Genomic DNA, 15742 nt, shown 5'->3' with positions numbered 1-15742 from the left:
TGATTCGGCGCGGGGTTGGCCCCTCGCCCTGAATATGTGCAAGCCCCCGGATTGCGCCGTAAATGGCTTATCCGGGCTACCGGTTCGTAGCCCGGCTGCGTCCGGGGAAGTCCAGGCATTACCCGCGCTGGCTCAGAACCGTATTTTCATAAGCGCGTACGTTATCCAGCCACTGGCTGCTTGCCGGCGTATCGTGACGCTGACAGTACATTTCCCAGATGGCCTGCCACGGCAGGCACTTCTGCTCTTCCAGCAGCGCCAGACGGGCGGTGTAATCGCCGTCGAGCTCCAGCTGACGCAGCTGCTCGGTTGGTTCCAGCAGAGCGCGCAGCAGCGCTTTCTTCATATTGCGGGTACCAATCACCCACGCCGCGATGCGGTTGATCGAGGCGTCGAAGAAATCGAGACCGATATGCACGCGGTCGAACAGATCGTGGCGGATGATTTCGCTGGCGATGGCCTGGGTTTCATCATCCAGCAGCACCACGTGGTCGCTGTCCCAGCGTACCGGACGGCTTACGTGCAGCAGCAGACGCGGGATATAGAGCATGGCGGCGGAAATCTTATCGGAGATGACCTCCGTCGGATGGAAGTGGCCGGCATCCAGGCACAGGGCAGTCTGGCGGCTGGTGGCGTAGCCCATATAGAACTCATTGGAACCGACGGTGTAGCTTTCCGCGCCGATACCGAACAGTTTGCTCTCTACGGCGTCAATATGGTGCGCCGGGTCGAGCTTCTCGCTGATCACTTCATCAAGCGCGTTCAGCAGGCGCTGGCGCGGCGCGAAGCGGTCAACGGTAATATCCTTCATGCCGTCCGGGATCCAGATATTCATCACCGACGGCGTGCCCAGCTGCTCGCCGAAGTAAGCGGAAATACGGCGGCTGGCCTTGCAGTGATCGATCCAGAACTGGCGGATTTCATCGTTGGCGTGCGACAGCGTAAAGCCGTCAGCGCTCAGCGGATGCGAGAAGCAGGAGGGGTTAAAATCCAGCCCCAGCTTGTTGGCTTTCGCCCACTCAACCCAGTTTTTAAAGTGCTCTGGCTTAATTTCATTACGCGCTACCGGCGCGTCGGATTCCAGATAGAGGGCGTGCAGGTTCAGGCGTTTTGGCCCGGGGATCAGGCTCAACGCCTGCTCAAGGTCGGCGCGCAGCTCGCTGGCGTTACGCGCTTTCCCCGGGTAGTTGCCGGTGGCCTGAATACCGCCGGTCAGGCTTCCTTCCGGGTTTTCGAAACCGACGACGTCGTCGCCTTGCCAGCAGTGCATGGAAACGGGCAGGCGGTCCAGCTGGCGCAAGGCCTCCTCGACATCCACGCCGACGCTGGCGTAGCGCTGTTTGGCAATTTCCCAGGCTTGTTCAAGTTGAGTGGTCATGCGCAAAGCTCCTTGGTCTGTTGTGGCTGAAACTGCGCGCTAAAGCGGGCAATTTCACTTTCATGATTGGGGGTAAAGGTGGTGAGGGCGTAGTTTTGCCGCACGACCTGACGGAATTCATCGACGTTGTGCAGCTCGTCCAGGGTCATCAGCTGAATGCCGATATTGCCCAGGGTGGAGGCCTCAACCGGGCCAGCGACCACGGTGATGCCGCAGGCGTCGGCGCAAAGCTGATTGAGCAGTTCGTTCTGGCAGCCGCCGCCGACAATATGCAGCTGGCTGAACGGCTGACCGCGCAGCGCCGCCAGTTCATTAAGCACCCGAGCGTAGAGCAGCGCCAGGCTGTCGAAAATGCAGCGGGCCAGCTCGGCGTCGCCGGCAGGAACCGGCTGCCCGGATTCGCGGCAGGCGGCCTGGATTTCCGCGCTCATGTTGTCCGGGTTGATAAAGCGGTCATCGTTACAGTCGATAACGCAGCGGCAGGCCGGAAGCGCAGCGGTGCGTGCGATCAGCGCCGGCAGGTCGCTGACGTTTTGCTCCTTGAGCACCCGCTGCAGCAGCCAAAGACCCATAATATTTTTCAGTACCCGATAGCGGCCTTCGGCCCCGCCTTCGTTGGTGATATTGGCCTTTAGCGCCGCATCGCTGGTGCAGGGGGTTTTGCTTTCAAAGCCCATCAGCGACCAGGTGCCGGAAGAGAGATACGCGGCGTTTTTGCTGGCCAGCGGCGAGGCGATAACCGCGCTGGCGGTATCGTGACTGGCGACGGCGACCACCGGGATGTTATTGCCCTGCGGACATATCCAGTGGCCGATAACGTTGCCGGGGTGCGTCGGCGTACCGAACCATTCGCGCGGCGCGCCGCTCCAGTTCAGCAGCTCTTCATCCCAGTTATCGCTGTTAATGTTGACCAGCTGCGTGGTGGTGGCGTTGGTGTACTCCCAGTTCATGTTGCCGGTCAGGCGGAAGCTAAAGTAGTCCGGGATCAGCAGCGCATGCGCGGCCTGGCTGACCAGTTCCGGCTGTTGTTCAACCAGCGCGCGGAGCTGGTAAAGGGTGTTAAACGGCAGAAACTGAATGCCGCTGCGGCGGTAGATCTCCGCCCGGCCCAGCTGCTCTTCGGCATGGCGCATCAGCCCCTGGGTACGAGAATCGCGATAGGAAACCGGCAGGCCGACGCGCTGGCCCGCTTTATCCAGCAGGACATAATCCACGCCCCAGGTATCGATGCCGATGCTGTCGATCAGGATGCCCTGTTCGCAGACCTTCTCCAGACCGCGGCGAATTTCCCCTTCCAGGCTATCGAGATCCCAGCAGTCGAAACCATCCACCTTCTGCAGGCTATTGGTAAAACGGTGAATTTCACGCAGCGCCAGCGTTTGCTGCCCGGGTTGATAACCGGCGAGCATCACCCGCCCGCTGGAGGCGCCTAAATCAACGGCGACACAATGACGAAAACTCATGGGAAGATCCTTGTGAAAATCATTGCATGCAGTCTAAAAAAGTCGCCTCAGGCTCACCTTCTTGTTACTGACAGGGAAAATTGGCCGCTGGCAAGAAAGCAAAGGTGACCGTGAGAGAGGTCACAGTTTCGTTTTATCTGCGCTGCATGGAGGGATGTGATGTTGTCCGCAGTTCCCGATCTTTCCCGCCATTTCTTGAAAAAGCGGCAGGCTTTACGAATTTTGCGGTCAAAAATTGAAGGCCGGATCGCCGCCCCTTAATTACTATTTGCTCCACTGATTGATAACTTTTCTCATTTCGAGGAGCGGCTATGACTATGTTGCACAGTGTGGATTTCTTTAAGTCCGGCGTTTCAGCTGTCGCCATTGAGCCGCGGCTCCCGCAATCCGCTTTTCCTGAGCATCATCATGATTTTCATGAGATTGTTATTGTGGAGCACGGCACCGGGATTCACGTTTTCAACGGCCAGCCCTATACCATCAGCGGCGGATCGGTGTGCTTTATCCGCGATCACGATCGTCATCTCTACGAGCACACGGATAATTTATGCCTGACTAATGTGCTCTATCGCGCGCCGGACGCATTTCGCTTTTTGTCCGGCCTGAACGAACTGTTGCCGCAGGAGCAGGAGGGGAACTATCTCTCACACTGGCGGGTGAATCAGAATGCATTGCAGCAGGTGCGGCAGATTGTGGAGCAGATGGAGAACGTTGGCGCGGATGCGGATATGCACGCCATCGCCAGCCGCGAGATTTTATTTATGCAGCTGCTGGTGCACCTGCGTAAAAGCAGCCTCGCTGAAGGCGCAGCCAACAATGACGCGCGGCTCAACCATTTAATGGCCTGGCTGGAAGATCATTTTGCTGAAGATATCTGCTGGGAAGAGGTGGCGGCGCGGTTTTCGCTCTCCTTGCGAACTCTGCATCGTCAGTTAAAACAGCAAACCGGACTGACGCCGCAGCGCTACCTGAATCGGGTGCGGTTGATGAAAGCGCGCCATCTGCTGCGCCACAGCGATGACAGCGTGACCGATATCGCCTATCGCTGCGGATTCGGCGACAGTAACCACTTTTCGACGCTTTTTCGCCGTGAATTTGACTGGTCTCCGCGCGATATTCGCCAGGGGCGCGACGCCATTCTTCAGTAACGGGAGAGCAGTCAACGTTTTAGCAGACATAAACGCGAATAATGAAACGTTATTTATGTTCGGAGTTGATGTCGTGGCAGGTCAGCTGATTCTTCGCAAAGATGAATTTTTTGCCTCCCCCGCTCAGGCGGTGGCGGTAGCGGATCGCTATCCGCAAAACGTCTTCGCCGAGCACACCCATGAGTTCTGCGAACTGGTGCTGGTGTGGCGGGGAAACGGCCTGCACGTTCTTAACGATCGCCCGTGGCGCATTACCCGCGGCGATCTGTTCTATATCCGCGCGGAAGATAAGCACTCCTACGCCTCGGTAAACGATCTCGTCCTGCAAAACGTCATTTATTGCCCGGATCGGCTGCGGCTTAACTTTGACTGGGCGGCGCACATTCCGGGCCTGTTCGGCACCCCGTGGGTTCCGCACTGGCGGATTGGCAGCAGCGGCATGGCCCAGGTCAGACAGGTGATTACCCAGCTGGAGCATGAGAGCTGTCGTAGCGATGCCCAGGCCAATAATATGGCCGAACTGCTGTTTGCGCAGCTGGTGCTTATTCTTCAGCGCTATCGCTACGCCACCGATAATCTGGCGGCAACTCAAAGCGAAGCGCTGCTCGATAAGCTGCTCACCGAGCTGGCGGGCAGCCTCAATCGTCCCTTCTTTCTTGACCGTTTTTGCGAGCGGGAAGGGTGCAGCGAGCGCGCGCTGCGCCAGCAGTTTCGTCAGCAGACGGGGATGACTATCAACCACTACCTGCGCCAGCTGCGTATTTGCCACGCGCAGTATCTGCTGCAGCATACCGAACGGCTGATTGGCGAAGTGGCGATGCAGTGCGGGTTTGAAGACAGTAACTACTTTTCGGTAGTGTTTAACCGCGAGATAGGCATGACGCCGGGGCAGTGGCGGCAGCGCAGTCGCGCCGCCGCCTGACGACGCTAGTTCGCCATTCCCAGACCGACGATATTGGCGGCGATGATAATCACCACGCAGCCGAGGCTGAGGACGCCCACCGGACGACGACCGGCGTTGTTCCACTCTTTGAGGATCAGGCCTACCAGCCCGCCGCACAGCACATAGAAGCTCATATGCAGCATCCAGCTCATGTAGTCGTACTGCGCCGGGATGCTGGCGTGGCCCCAGGCGTAGAAGAAGAACTGGAGATACCACATCAGGCCGCCTAACGCGGAAAGCAGGATATTGCTGATGATGAGCGGTTTTGCCAGCGAGAAGTCGGCTTTTATCGACAAATTTTTCACTTTTGCCAGCCGGATAAAGCAGAAGCCGAGGTTAACCAGCGCGCCGCCGCCCATGATCACCACATAGCTTGGCAGCGCGGTGTAAAGCGGGTCGACGCCGAGCGCGGCGGCGGCTTCGTGCATCGGCTTGGCGGCGTTCATGGCGAACGACATACCTGCGGAGAAGATGCCGCACATCACCGCCAGCAGCAGGCCCTTTTTCAGATTGAAGTCTTCGGCCTTGATGCCCATTTTGCGTTCTTTCAACTGGCCTGCCCGGGTGACGATGCCCACGCCAATCACCGCAACCAGCACGCCGAGCAGCGTCATCTGGCCGCCTTTAGTGTTAATGAGAACATCAAACTGACCATTGAGAATCGGGGTCATGAGCGTACCGACAATCAACGTAATACCAATGGCGATGCCGATCCCCATCGACATGCCGAGATAGCGCATCGTCAGGCCGTAGTTAATATTACCGATGCCCCACATGGCGCCGAACAGGAAAACGGGCAGAAGCGTGGAGGCGTTAAAAGAACCGTAATAGGCCCAGAAGTCGGGCAGCAGCATGGCGCTGATGGCCCAGGGGAGGATCAGCCAGGAGACGATCCCGCCGATTGACCACATTGTTTCCCAGGACCAATGTTTAACTTTCTTGAACGGGGCATAGAAACAGGCTGCACTGGCTGCACCTATCAAATGCCAAAAAATACCCATCGTAATCGCGTGATTCATTGATTTTATCCTCATCTATTTTTTATCGGATAAATCTTCTTCCGACCCGATGAGTGTAAAAATCGGTCAGTTTTTCCGCCTTTAAGCTGTTGCCACCAGAAGGCGGAACCTGGCAACCAAAAACTTAATTAGTTGTTCTGTATCACAAAACTACATCTATTCCCCCTTGTTATAACCTTATTAAAAATACGGCATTGATAAGCGTTTTCAATATCATTTAATTAACTATAATGAACCAACTGCTTACGCGGCATTAACACTTTCCGCCGCTCGACAATAATGGAGATGATTATGAGTTATACACTGCCTGCCCTGCCGTACGCTTATGACGCCCTGGAACCGCATTTTGACAAGCAGACGATGGAAATCCATCACACTAAACACCACCAGACCTACGTTAATAATGCCAACGCAGCGCTGGAAAGCCTGCCTGAATTCGCGAACCTGTCCGCAGAAGAGCTGATTACCAAACTGGATCAGCTGCCGGCAGACAAAAAAACCGTGCTGCGTAACAACGCCGGCGGCCACGCTAACCACAGCCTGTTCTGGAAAGGCCTGAAAACCGGTACTACCCTGCAGGGCGACCTGAAAGCGGCTATCGAGCGTGATTTCGGTTCCGTTGACAACTTTAAAGCGGAATTTGAAAAAGCGGCTGCTACCCGTTTCGGCTCCGGCTGGGCGTGGCTGGTGCTGAAAGGCGACAAGCTGGCGGTGGTTTCTACCGCTAACCAGGACTCCCCGCTGATGGGCGAAGCAATCTCCGGCGCTTCCGGCTTCCCGATTCTGGGCCTGGACGTATGGGAACACGCTTACTACCTGAAATTCCAGAACCGTCGTCCGGACTACATTAAAGCGTTCTGGGACGTGGTGAACTGGGACGAAGCCGCAGCGCGTTTTGCCGCCAAAAAATAAGGTTGCATTGTGCTGAGCGAGAAGCGAGTCTGATGGCTCGCTTTTTTTATATCCGCAGCAAAGGAGCAGCGATGCACTATCCGGTGAATGTCTTTGTGGGCAAGGTAAGGGATTACGACGGCAGCCGTCCAAGCGCCATCGGTAAAATTCAGATCGACGGTGAACTGACCCTCGGCGATTTGGGGCTGGAGGGCGATGAGCAGGCGGAGAAGAAAATTCACGGCGGGCCGGACCGCGCGCTGTGCCACTATCCCCGTGAACACTATGCCCACTGGGCCCGTGAACTTCCGCAGCAGGCGGATCTTTTCTGCGCCCCGGCGTTTGGCGAAAATCTCTCGACCGAAGGGCTGACGGAAAAAAATGTCTATATTGGCGATATCTTCCACTGGGGAGAGGCGCTGATTCAGGTGACGCAGCCGAGATCGCCGTGCTTCAAGCTTAACTACCATTTTGCCGTCAGCGACATGGCGCAGCTTATGCAGAATAGCGGCAAAACCGGCTGGCTGTATCGGGTAGTGGCGGGCGGACGAGTGTCCGGCGATGCGCCGCTGGCGCTGGTTTCCCGCCTCAGCGACGTTAGCGTTCACGAGGCGGGAGCTATTGCCTGGCAAATGCCGTTCGATGACGAGCAGTATCACCGCCTGCTATCGGCGGCGGGGCTGTCGGTAAGCTGGAGCCGTACCATGCAGAAACGGCGCCTGAGCGGGAAGATCGAAAATAATTCGCGGAGATTGTGGGGGAAATAGCGCTCCCGTGCGCGTTCCCGGATGGCGGCGCGTTGCGCCTTATCCGGGCTACCCGTTTCGAACCCGGCCTGGCGAAGCGCAGGCCGGGAGAATCAGGTACGCTTGTACAACGGCAGCCACAGGGTTAAGCGCAAGCCGCCCAGCGGGCTGTCGTCGGCTTTCACCCAACCGCGATGCTGCTGGATTGCCGCTTCGACAATCGCCAGCCCCAGCCCGGTACCGCCAGACTCGCGATCGCGCGCCTCATCGGTACGGTAGAACGGACGGAAAATCTGCTCGCGATCCTCCGGACTTACGCCCGGGCCGTCATCATCGACGTTAACCGTGATGCCATCTTTATCCACCGAGAAGCTTACCGAAATTTTGGTATGCGAGTAGCGCAGCGCGTTACGCACGATATTCTCCAGCGCGCTTTCCAGCGCATTGGGGTTACCGTACAGCGGCCAGGGCCCCGGCGGATACTCGACGGTGAACGATTTCCCCATCTGTTCGGCTTCAAAGGCGGCGTTATCCAGCACCTCGCCCCACAGCTGGTTGGCTTTCACCGTCTCGCTGACCAGCGCGGTTTTCGCCTGATTGCGCGACATCACCAGCAGGTCGTTGATCATGCTATCCAGCCGGTGCGCTTCCATCTCAATCCGCTCCAGCTCTTTGCTTTCCCCGCTGCGGCGGCGCAGCAATGCGGTGCCTAACTGCAGGCGGGTCAGCGGCGTGCGCAGTTCGTGCGAGATATCGGACAGCAGACGATGCTGGCTGGACATCATGCGCTCCAGCGCGGTCACCATCTGGTTAAAACTGGTCCCGGCGGCTAAAAACTCCTGCGGACCGGCTTCCAGCTCCGGATGCTGACGCAGGTTGCCCTGGGCGACTTCATCTGCGGCATTTTTGAGCTTACGCGCGGGTTTCGCCAGGCTCCACGCCAGCCATAGCAGCAGCGGGGCGCTGACTAACATCGTGACGATGAGCAGCAACAAAGGCCGGTCGAACAGCAGATTGATGAAGTCTGATTGTGAGGTATTAGCAGGGCGAATCAGATAGAGCTGGTAGTTATCTTCTCCATCCCTGACGGAAAAAGGCCCGACCATTTCCAGACGACCATAGCGTTTTTTCTGCGGATGGTCGGCGTTATCCGCCTGGCCGATAAAGTTGCGGATAATCTGCATTTCGTTGCGTTCCGCGCCGATGACGCGACCCTCGCTGGTGACCAGCAGCAAACGCTGGCCCGGCGGAGCCCACTTATCGATAGCGCGAAACAGACGACGCCACCACATCAGGTCGTTCGGCGGATCGTTCGCCAGTTCGGCCTCGACGTGCTGTTCAATCATGATGCCCTGACGTTGCTCGCTCTCCAGCAGCTCGGTCATCTGGCGCGAGTCCAGCTTGGGCAGCATCAGAACCAGCATCAACACCAGCGCCAGCGTGAGCCAGAAAATAGCGAAGATGCGTGCGGTTAAACTTCCAATCATGAAGCCGATACCATCAGATAGCCGCGTCCGCGCAGCGTTTTAAACCACGGATGGCCGTCCTTGCGCTCCGGCAGCTTACGCCGCAGGTTGGAGATGTGCATATCGATTGCGCGGTCGAATGGCGTCAGGCGTTTACCTAATACTTCCTGGCTAAGATGTTCACGCGATACCACCTGGCCAAGATGCTGCGCCAGAAGATAGAGCAGGGTGAACTCGGTGCCGGTCAGTTCCAGGGTCACGCCATCGAAGCTGGCTTCCTGGCGACCGGGGTTAAGGCTTAGCGCATCCACTTCCAGCGTCGGTGAACCGGCTTCGGTTGTCTGCTGCTGCTCGCTCCAGTGCGATCGGCGCAGAATAGCGCGTATACGCGCTACCAGCTCACGATCGTTGAACGGCTTAGGCAGATAATCGTCCGCGCCCAGCTCGAGGCCGAGAACGCGATCCAGCTCGCTCCCGCGGGCCGTTAGCATGATAACCGGGGTCTGGTGCGTCTGACGCAACTCTTTGAGTGTATCGATACCGTTTTTCTTCGGCATCATCACATCAAGCAAAAGTAAATCGATGCTGTCGTCCAGAAGGGCCAGCGCCTGTTCCCCGTCATGGGCTACGAGCACATTAAAACCTTCCATATCGAGCAGCTCTTTTAACAGGGAGGTGAGCTCCCGGTCATCATCTACTAACAGGATTTTATTCATTGTTTAAATACCTCCGAGGCAGAAATTACGTCATCAAGGCTCGCTAATCCATGACTTTACGTTGTTTTACACCCCCTGACGCATGTTTGCAGCCTGCATCGTAAACTCTCTATCGTTGAATCGCGACACAAACGTTTTGGGAGTATGTGATGCGCAATGTTATCGCTGCCGTCATGGCCTCAACGCTGGCGCTAAGTGCATATAGCCAAGCCGCTGAAGTCGTCACCAGCGTTAACTGGCTCCCCGGAGACGAAGGGGTCCAGCGCAGCAGCCAGAGCCATATGTTTGACGGCATAAGTTTAACTGAACACCAACGGCAACAGTTACGAGATCTTATGCAGCGGGCACGCCACGAAAGGCCACCCGTTAATGTTAGCGAAATGGAGACAATGCATCGCCTTGTCACCGCAGAAAATTTTGATGAAAACGCTGTACGCGCTCAGGCAGATAAGATGGCGCAGGAACAGGTTGCCCGCCAGGTTGAAATGGCAAAAGTTCGCAACCAGATGTACCACCTGTTAACGCCAGAGCAGCAAGCGGTTTTAAACGCTAAGCACCAGCAACGAATGAACCAGTTGCGTGAGGTTGCAAGGATGCAAAAAGGCTCAGCGATGATGCTTTCGAGTAGTAGCAATACCCTGCAACCCCAGTAACAACCCTGTTTTCCTTGCCATAGACACCATCCCTGTCTTCCCCCACATGATGTGGGGGTTTTTTTTGCCTGTTATTCAGCCTCTTCCCGGCTCCCCGTCGCGGTAAATTATCGGGTTATACTAAGCGCATCGCGAAGTAAGGAGCGTTTATGAATCAATCCTATGGGCAGCTGGTGAGTCGCGCGGCGATTGCGGCGACGGTGATGGCCTCTGCGTTACTTTTAATTAAGATTTTTGCGTGGTGGTATACCGGCTCAGTGAGTATTCTGGCGGCGCTGGTTGATTCGCTGGTGGATATCGCCGCCTCGTTAACCAACCTGCTGGTGGTGCGTTATTCGCTACAACCCGCCGATGAAGAACATACCTTTGGTCACGGCAAGGCGGAATCGCTGGCCGCGCTGGCGCAAAGCATGTTTATTTCCGGATCGGCACTGTTTCTGTTCTTGACGGGTATCCAGCATCTCGTGCGGCCTGAGCCGATGAACGCGGCGGGTGTCGGGATGGTAGTGACGCTGGTTGCGCTGATAAGCACGCTGGTGCTGGTGACCTTTCAGCGCTGGGTAGTGAGAAAAACGCAAAGTCAGGCGGTGCGGGCGGATATGCTTCATTATCAGTCTGATGTTATGATGAACGGCGCAATCCTGGTGGCGCTGGCCCTCTCATGGTACGGCTGGCATCGTGCTGATGCGCTGTTTGCATTAGGTATAGGCGTCTATATTTTATATAGCGCGCTGCGCATGGGTTATGACGCCGTTCAGTCGTTATTAGACCGCGCGTTACCTGATGAGGAACGCCAGGAAATTATCAATATCGTGACCGCATGGCCAGGCGTCAGCGGGGCGCACGATCTACGTACGCGGCAGTCAGGGCCGACTCGCTTTATTCAGATTCATTTGGAAATGGAAGATAATCTCCCGCTGGTTCAGGCACATGTGATTGCCGATCAGGTGGAGCAGGCGCTGTTGCTCCGATTCCCGGGTTCCGATGTGATTATCCACCAGGACCCCTGTTCGGTGGTGCCGTTAGCGCAGCAGGGTGTTTTATGATCTTTAAGTTGTTATCTGTAAACTCGATGTAAAAATGTGGGGCGGATCGGCATTATTTGTATAAATTACCGCCATTTGGTCTGACCTGAATCAATTCAGCCAGAAGCGTTTGATATACTATTGCAATTATCGTTGTGCACTCCTGGTGAGGGGCGCTTCAGGCAACAGGATTATTTTTTGCTTCCTAAGTTCAGAGGTAGTCATGATTAAGAAAATCGGTGTGTTGACAAGTGGCGGTGATGCCCCGGGCATGAACGCAGCAATTCGCGGCGTTGTGCGCGCGGCATTAACGGAAGGTCTGGAAGTTTTTGGAATCTATGACGGTTACCTCGGCCTGTATGAAGATCGCATGGTTCAGCTCGACCGCTACAGCGTTTCCGATATGATCAACCGCGGCGGCACCTTCCTGGGTTCGGCGCGTTTTCCAGAATTCCGCGAAGAACATATTCGCGCCGTCGCGATTGAAAATATGAGAAAGCGCGGCCTCGATGCGCTGGTAGTCATCGGCGGTGACGGTTCTTATATGGGCGCCGTACGCCTGACTGAGATGGGCTTCCCTTGCATCGGTCTGCCGGGCACCATCGACAACGATATTAAAGGCACCGACTACACCATCGGTTTCTTTACCGCTCTGAGCACCGTGGTTGAGGCTATTGACCGCCTGCGTGATACTTCTTCCTCTCACCAGCGTATTTCCGTTGTTGAAGTGATGGGCCGTTACTGCGGCGACCTGACCCTGGCGGCAGCCATCTCCGGCGGCTGCGAATTCATCATGGTTCCTGAGGTTGAGTACACTCGCGACGATCTGGTTGCTGAAATCAAGGCGGGTATCGCGAAAGGCAAAAAACACGCGATTGTGGCGATCACCGAGCATATGTGCGACGTCGACGAGCTGGCTCACTATATTGAGAAAGAGACCGGCCGTGAAACTCGCGCAACCGTACTGGGCCACATTCAGCGCGGCGGCTCCCCGGTTCCTTATGACCGTATTCTGGCATCCCGCATGGGCGCGTACGCGATTGACCTGCTGCTGCAGGGATTCGGCGGCCGTTGCGTCGGTATTCAGAACGAGAAGCTGGTTCACCACGACATCATCGACGCTATCGAAAACATGAAGCGTCCGTTTAAAAGCGACTGGCTGGATTGCGCTAAGAAGCTGTACTAAGCTCAGACGCCAACAAAAAGGCCTTCTCAGAGAGAAGGCCTTTTTTATGGGCGGGACACGCTACTCAATATCCAGAGCATCCTCCGAAAGGATGATCCCGGTGTTATCGGCGTAGAGATGGTCGCCGGAAAAGAAGGTGACGCCGCCGAAGTTGACGCGAACGTCGCTTTCGCCGATGCCTTCCCCTGCGGCGCCAACGGGAATGGCGGCCAGCGCCTGGATACCGATATCCAGATCTTCCAGATCGTCAACCTGACGCACTGCGCCATAGACGACCAGCCCCTCCCACTCGTTTTGTACGGCCAGACGCGCCAGGTCAGCGTCAATCAATGCGCGCCGAACGGAACCACCACCGTCAACTAACAGGACATGGCCACGACCGTTCTGTTCGAGCATATCGTAGAGCAACCCGTTATCCTCGAAACATTTTACCGTGATGATTTGTCCACCAAACGACGAGCGCCCCCCAAAGTTGGAGAACAGAGGTTCCACGACGTTGACATCTTCCTGGTAGATGTCACAAAGCTCGGAAGTATCGTATTTCATAGGCTTAACGTTCAGTTGCTGCGAGAATTTTCAGTATATCTCGTGAATCGTGCTGTTGGCAAAATCATCAATTGTTAATTGATATTTGTCAGTTAAGCCGCGAGTCGGCTGCAAATAATCCCGATAACAAACAGCAGGTTGGTTAACAGGGCGCCTTTTACGGTTCTTTCCAGCATTGGGCGCATGGCGACCGGATCGCGCTCGCGCATGACATAACGCGCCTGCTTAACCAGCAGCGGGGTGGCCAGCAGGAACAGCCAGCCCCACGGATTATGCAGTGAGATCAGATTAAACAGCGCCAGGCATAGCAGCGCGCCAAGCAGCAGGCAGGCATGATAGCGACGAGCGTTAACCGGCCCGAGGCGTACCGCAAGGGTGTTTTTACCGTTTTCACGATCGCTGTCGATATCACGCAGATTGTTAATATTCAGCACCGCCGTCGCCAGCAAACCGCAGGCCGTGGCGGGTAAGAAAATGACCGCTTCCACGCTGTGCGCCTGAAGATACCAGCTTCCCACGACGCTCAGCCAGCCGAAGAAAATCAGCACTGAAATATCGCCAAGGCCGATGTAGCCGTAAGGACGGGTGCCGACGGTATAGGTAATTGCAGCAACGATTGAGAGTCCGCCAAGCACCATAAAACCGATAAAATCGGCCATGGTTTGCCAGGCCAGGAATAGCAGCGCCAGGCCAGAAAGGCAAATCAGCGCTACGGTGAGTATCAACGCGCGTTTCATCTGCGCCTGGGTAATTGCCCCTTTCTGCATGCCGCGAAGGGGGCCGATACGGTCGGGCTTATCGCTGCCTTTTACCGCGTCGCCATAATCATTGGCCAGATTGGAGAGGATTTGCAGTAAACCGGCGGTAATGATTGCCAGCAGGGCAACCCAGGGATCGAAACTTCCCTGATGCCAGGCCAGAGCGGAGCCGACAATAATGGCGGCAAAGGCCAGAGGCAACGTTTTGGGGCGCAGGCTTTCCAGCCAGGCCTGAGTGCGAGTGATAGCGTGTTCGGTCATAAGTCCCGGCCAATAAAAAATGGGGCTCTACCCTTCATACGTCAAGCTGCAGGTGCGTTGGCTACGCTCATTCAACCCAGCCATGTACTCAGGTACACTGCCGGGAAAAATGAGGGCACTCAGCCAAAGGCCGCCTTGCGACAACTCGAATTATTTAGGGTATCTATAGCCCCATCTATAGTGATGAAAATATATTGAACCGGATTATAAGATAAAACGACTCAGATCTTCATCTGCCACCAGAACATCCAGATGCTTACCGACATATTCCGCATCAATGGTGACGGTTTGGCCATTCATTTCGCTGGCATCGTAGGAGATATCTTCGATCAGACGCTCCAGGACGGTATGCAGGCGACGCGCGCCGATGTTCTCGGTGGTCTCGTTGACCTGCCAGGCAGCCTGCGCGATACGCTTGATGCCGTCATCCGTGAATTCAATATTGACGCCTTCGGTGGCCATCAGCGCTTTATACTGTACGGTGATGGACGCGTTCGGCTCGGTCAGAATACGTTCGAAGTCGTGGGTGGTCAGCGCTTTCAGCTCAACGCGAATCGGCAGACGACCCTGTAGTTCAGGAATCAGGTCGGATGGGCTGGCTACCTGGAACGCGCCGGAGGCGATAAACAGGATGTGATCGGTTTTCACCATGCCGTGCTTGGTGGAAACGGTGCAGCCTTCAACCAGCGGCAGCAGATCGCGCTGTACGCCTTCACGAGAGACATCAGGACCGGACGAGTTGCCGCCGCGCTTACAGATTTTGTCGATCTCATCGATAAACACGATACCGTGCTGTTCAACGGCGTCGATGGCATCCTGCTTCAGCTCTTCCGGATTGACCAGCTTAGCCGCTTCTTCTTCAATCAGCAGCTTCATCGCGTCTTTGATTTTCAGCTTACGCGGCTTTTGCTTCTGTCCGCCCAGGTTCTGGAACATCGACTGCAGCTGGCTGGTCATCTCTTCCATGCCCGGAGGGGACATGATTTCTACGCCCATCGGCGCGGCGGCGAGGTCGATCTCAATCTCTTTGTCGTCGAGCTGCCCTTCGCGCAGTTTTTTACGGAAAGACTGGCGCGCGGCGGAGGGTTCCTGAGGCTGTTCAGCCTGGCCCCAGTTGTTTTTCGCCGGTGGGATAAGCACGTCGAGGATGCGCTCTTCCGCCAGCTCTTCGGCACGGTAGCGGTTTTTATCGATGGACTGCATGCGTACCATTTTGATCGCCGCATCGGTCAGATCGCGGATAATCGAGTCCACTTCCTTACCAACATAGCCCACTTCGGTGAATTTAGTGGCTTCCACCTTGATGAACGGCGCGTTGGCGAGCTTTGCCAGACGACGGGCGATTTCTGTTTTACCGACGCCGGTCGGACCGATCATCAGAATGTTTTTTGGCGTGACTTCGTGACGCAGCTCTTCGTTGAGCTGCATACGACGCCAGCGGTTACGCAGAGCGATGGCGACGGAGCGCTTGGCTGCGTCCTGGCCGATAATGTGTTTGTCCAGTTCGCTGACAATTTCGCGTGGGGTCATTTCAGACATGGGA

Annotated in this window: 15 protein-coding genes; 7 read left to right on the top strand and 8 right to left on the bottom strand. The window is 56.1% G+C overall.

The genetic code is table 11. The annotated features are described in order from the left end of the window. Nucleotides 1-118 precede the first annotated feature (118 nt). Together rhaA and rhaB are read right to left on the bottom strand one after the other, a co-directional pair. Nucleotides 119-1378 (bottom strand): L-rhamnose isomerase, encoded by a 1260-nt coding sequence (rhaA, locus tag ABLV75_RS13850; RefSeq protein WP_070555327.1) that lies wholly within the window; start codon nucleotides 1376-1378, stop codon nucleotides 119-121. Further along, nucleotides 1375-2841, bottom strand: a complete 1467-nt coding sequence (rhaB, locus tag ABLV75_RS13845) for a rhamnulokinase (RefSeq protein WP_016809652.1) — start codon at nucleotides 2839-2841, stop codon at nucleotides 1375-1377. Before rhaB ends, rhaA begins: the two co-directional genes overlap by 4 nt. A 311-nt stretch (nucleotides 2842-3152) precedes the next feature. Between rhaB and rhaS the strand changes: the two genes are divergently transcribed. Together rhaS and rhaR are read left to right on the top strand one after the other, a co-directional pair. Further along, nucleotides 3153-3989 (top strand): HTH-type transcriptional activator RhaS, encoded by an 837-nt coding sequence (gene rhaS, locus ABLV75_RS13840; RefSeq protein WP_004107487.1) that lies wholly within the window; start codon nucleotides 3153-3155, stop codon nucleotides 3987-3989. Between the two features lie 73 nt (nucleotides 3990-4062). Beyond that, nucleotides 4063-4911, top strand: a complete 849-nt coding sequence (gene rhaR / locus ABLV75_RS13835; RefSeq protein ID WP_004107490.1) for an HTH-type transcriptional activator RhaR — start codon at nucleotides 4063-4065, stop codon at nucleotides 4909-4911. Between the two features lie 5 nt (nucleotides 4912-4916). Here rhaR and rhaT read toward each other — a convergent pair whose 3' ends face one another. Further along, the gene (rhaT, locus tag ABLV75_RS13830) at nucleotides 4917-5951 is read right to left on the bottom strand and encodes an L-rhamnose/proton symporter RhaT (protein ID WP_004107493.1); all 1035 of its coding nucleotides are present in this window, start codon (nucleotides 5949-5951) and stop codon (nucleotides 4917-4919) included. Between the two features lie 291 nt (nucleotides 5952-6242). Between rhaT and sodA the strand changes: the two genes are divergently transcribed. Next, nucleotides 6243-6863, top strand: a complete 621-nt coding sequence (gene sodA / locus ABLV75_RS13825) for a superoxide dismutase [Mn] (RefSeq protein ID WP_004107495.1) — start codon at nucleotides 6243-6245, stop codon at nucleotides 6861-6863. A 71-nt stretch (nucleotides 6864-6934) separates the two neighbouring features. Next, on the top strand, nucleotides 6935-7609 hold the full coding sequence (gene yiiM / locus ABLV75_RS13820; RefSeq protein WP_047721119.1) for a 6-hydroxyaminopurine reductase: 675 nt from the start codon (nucleotides 6935-6937) through the stop codon (nucleotides 7607-7609). A 92-nt stretch (nucleotides 7610-7701) separates the two neighbouring features. On the opposite strand, the gene cpxA is transcribed toward yiiM, so the two are convergent. Continuing rightward, on the bottom strand, nucleotides 7702-9075 hold the full coding sequence (gene cpxA / locus ABLV75_RS13815) for an envelope stress sensor histidine kinase CpxA (protein WP_004107505.1): 1374 nt from the start codon (nucleotides 9073-9075) through the stop codon (nucleotides 7702-7704). Then, nucleotides 9072-9770 carry an envelope stress response regulator transcription factor CpxR gene (gene cpxR, locus ABLV75_RS13810; RefSeq protein WP_004107514.1) on the bottom strand — a complete coding sequence of 233 codons (699 nt, stop codon included), beginning with the start codon at nucleotides 9768-9770 and terminating at the stop codon, nucleotides 9072-9074. Before cpxR ends, cpxA begins: the two co-directional genes overlap by 4 nt. A gap of 149 nt (nucleotides 9771-9919) precedes the next feature. Between cpxR and cpxP the strand changes: the two genes are divergently transcribed. The 3 genes from cpxP to pfkA all read left to right on the top strand — a co-directional run bounded on the left by cpxP (nucleotide 9920) and on the right by pfkA (nucleotide 12634). Continuing rightward, nucleotides 9920-10423: a cell-envelope stress modulator CpxP gene (gene cpxP, locus ABLV75_RS13805; protein ID WP_004107516.1), complete on the top strand. Its 504-nt coding sequence runs from the start codon at nucleotides 9920-9922 to the stop codon at nucleotides 10421-10423. 149 nt (nucleotides 10424-10572) lie between these two features. Beyond that, nucleotides 10573-11469, top strand: coding sequence for a CDF family cation-efflux transporter FieF (gene fieF / locus ABLV75_RS13800; protein WP_004107519.1), 897 nt, complete (start codon nucleotides 10573-10575; stop codon nucleotides 11467-11469). Nucleotides 11470-11671: 202 nt separating this feature from the next. Then, nucleotides 11672-12634 (top strand): 6-phosphofructokinase, encoded by a 963-nt coding sequence (gene pfkA, locus ABLV75_RS13795; protein WP_004107521.1) that lies wholly within the window; start codon nucleotides 11672-11674, stop codon nucleotides 12632-12634. Between the two features lie 60 nt (nucleotides 12635-12694). Here pfkA and rraA read toward each other — a convergent pair whose 3' ends face one another. From rraA to hslU, 3 genes are all read right to left on the bottom strand, one after another. Further along, on the bottom strand, nucleotides 12695-13180 hold the full coding sequence (rraA, locus tag ABLV75_RS13790; RefSeq protein ID WP_004107523.1) for a ribonuclease E activity regulator RraA: 486 nt from the start codon (nucleotides 13178-13180) through the stop codon (nucleotides 12695-12697). 92 nt (nucleotides 13181-13272) lie between these two features. Beyond that, nucleotides 13273-14199, bottom strand: coding sequence for a 1,4-dihydroxy-2-naphthoate polyprenyltransferase (gene menA / locus ABLV75_RS13785; RefSeq protein ID WP_004107525.1), 927 nt, complete (start codon nucleotides 14197-14199; stop codon nucleotides 13273-13275). Between the two features lie 204 nt (nucleotides 14200-14403). Then, nucleotides 14404-15738 carry an HslU--HslV peptidase ATPase subunit gene (hslU, locus tag ABLV75_RS13780; RefSeq protein ID WP_004107529.1) on the bottom strand — a complete coding sequence of 445 codons (1335 nt, stop codon included), beginning with the start codon at nucleotides 15736-15738 and terminating at the stop codon, nucleotides 14404-14406. Nucleotides 15739-15742: the final 4 nt, after the last annotated feature.

This window comes from Klebsiella sp. CN_Kp066, from assembly GCF_040065135.1.
Classification (GTDB): domain Bacteria; phylum Pseudomonadota; class Gammaproteobacteria; order Enterobacterales; family Enterobacteriaceae; genus Klebsiella; species Klebsiella oxytoca.
This window is presented reverse-complemented; position numbering and strand designations above follow the sequence as displayed.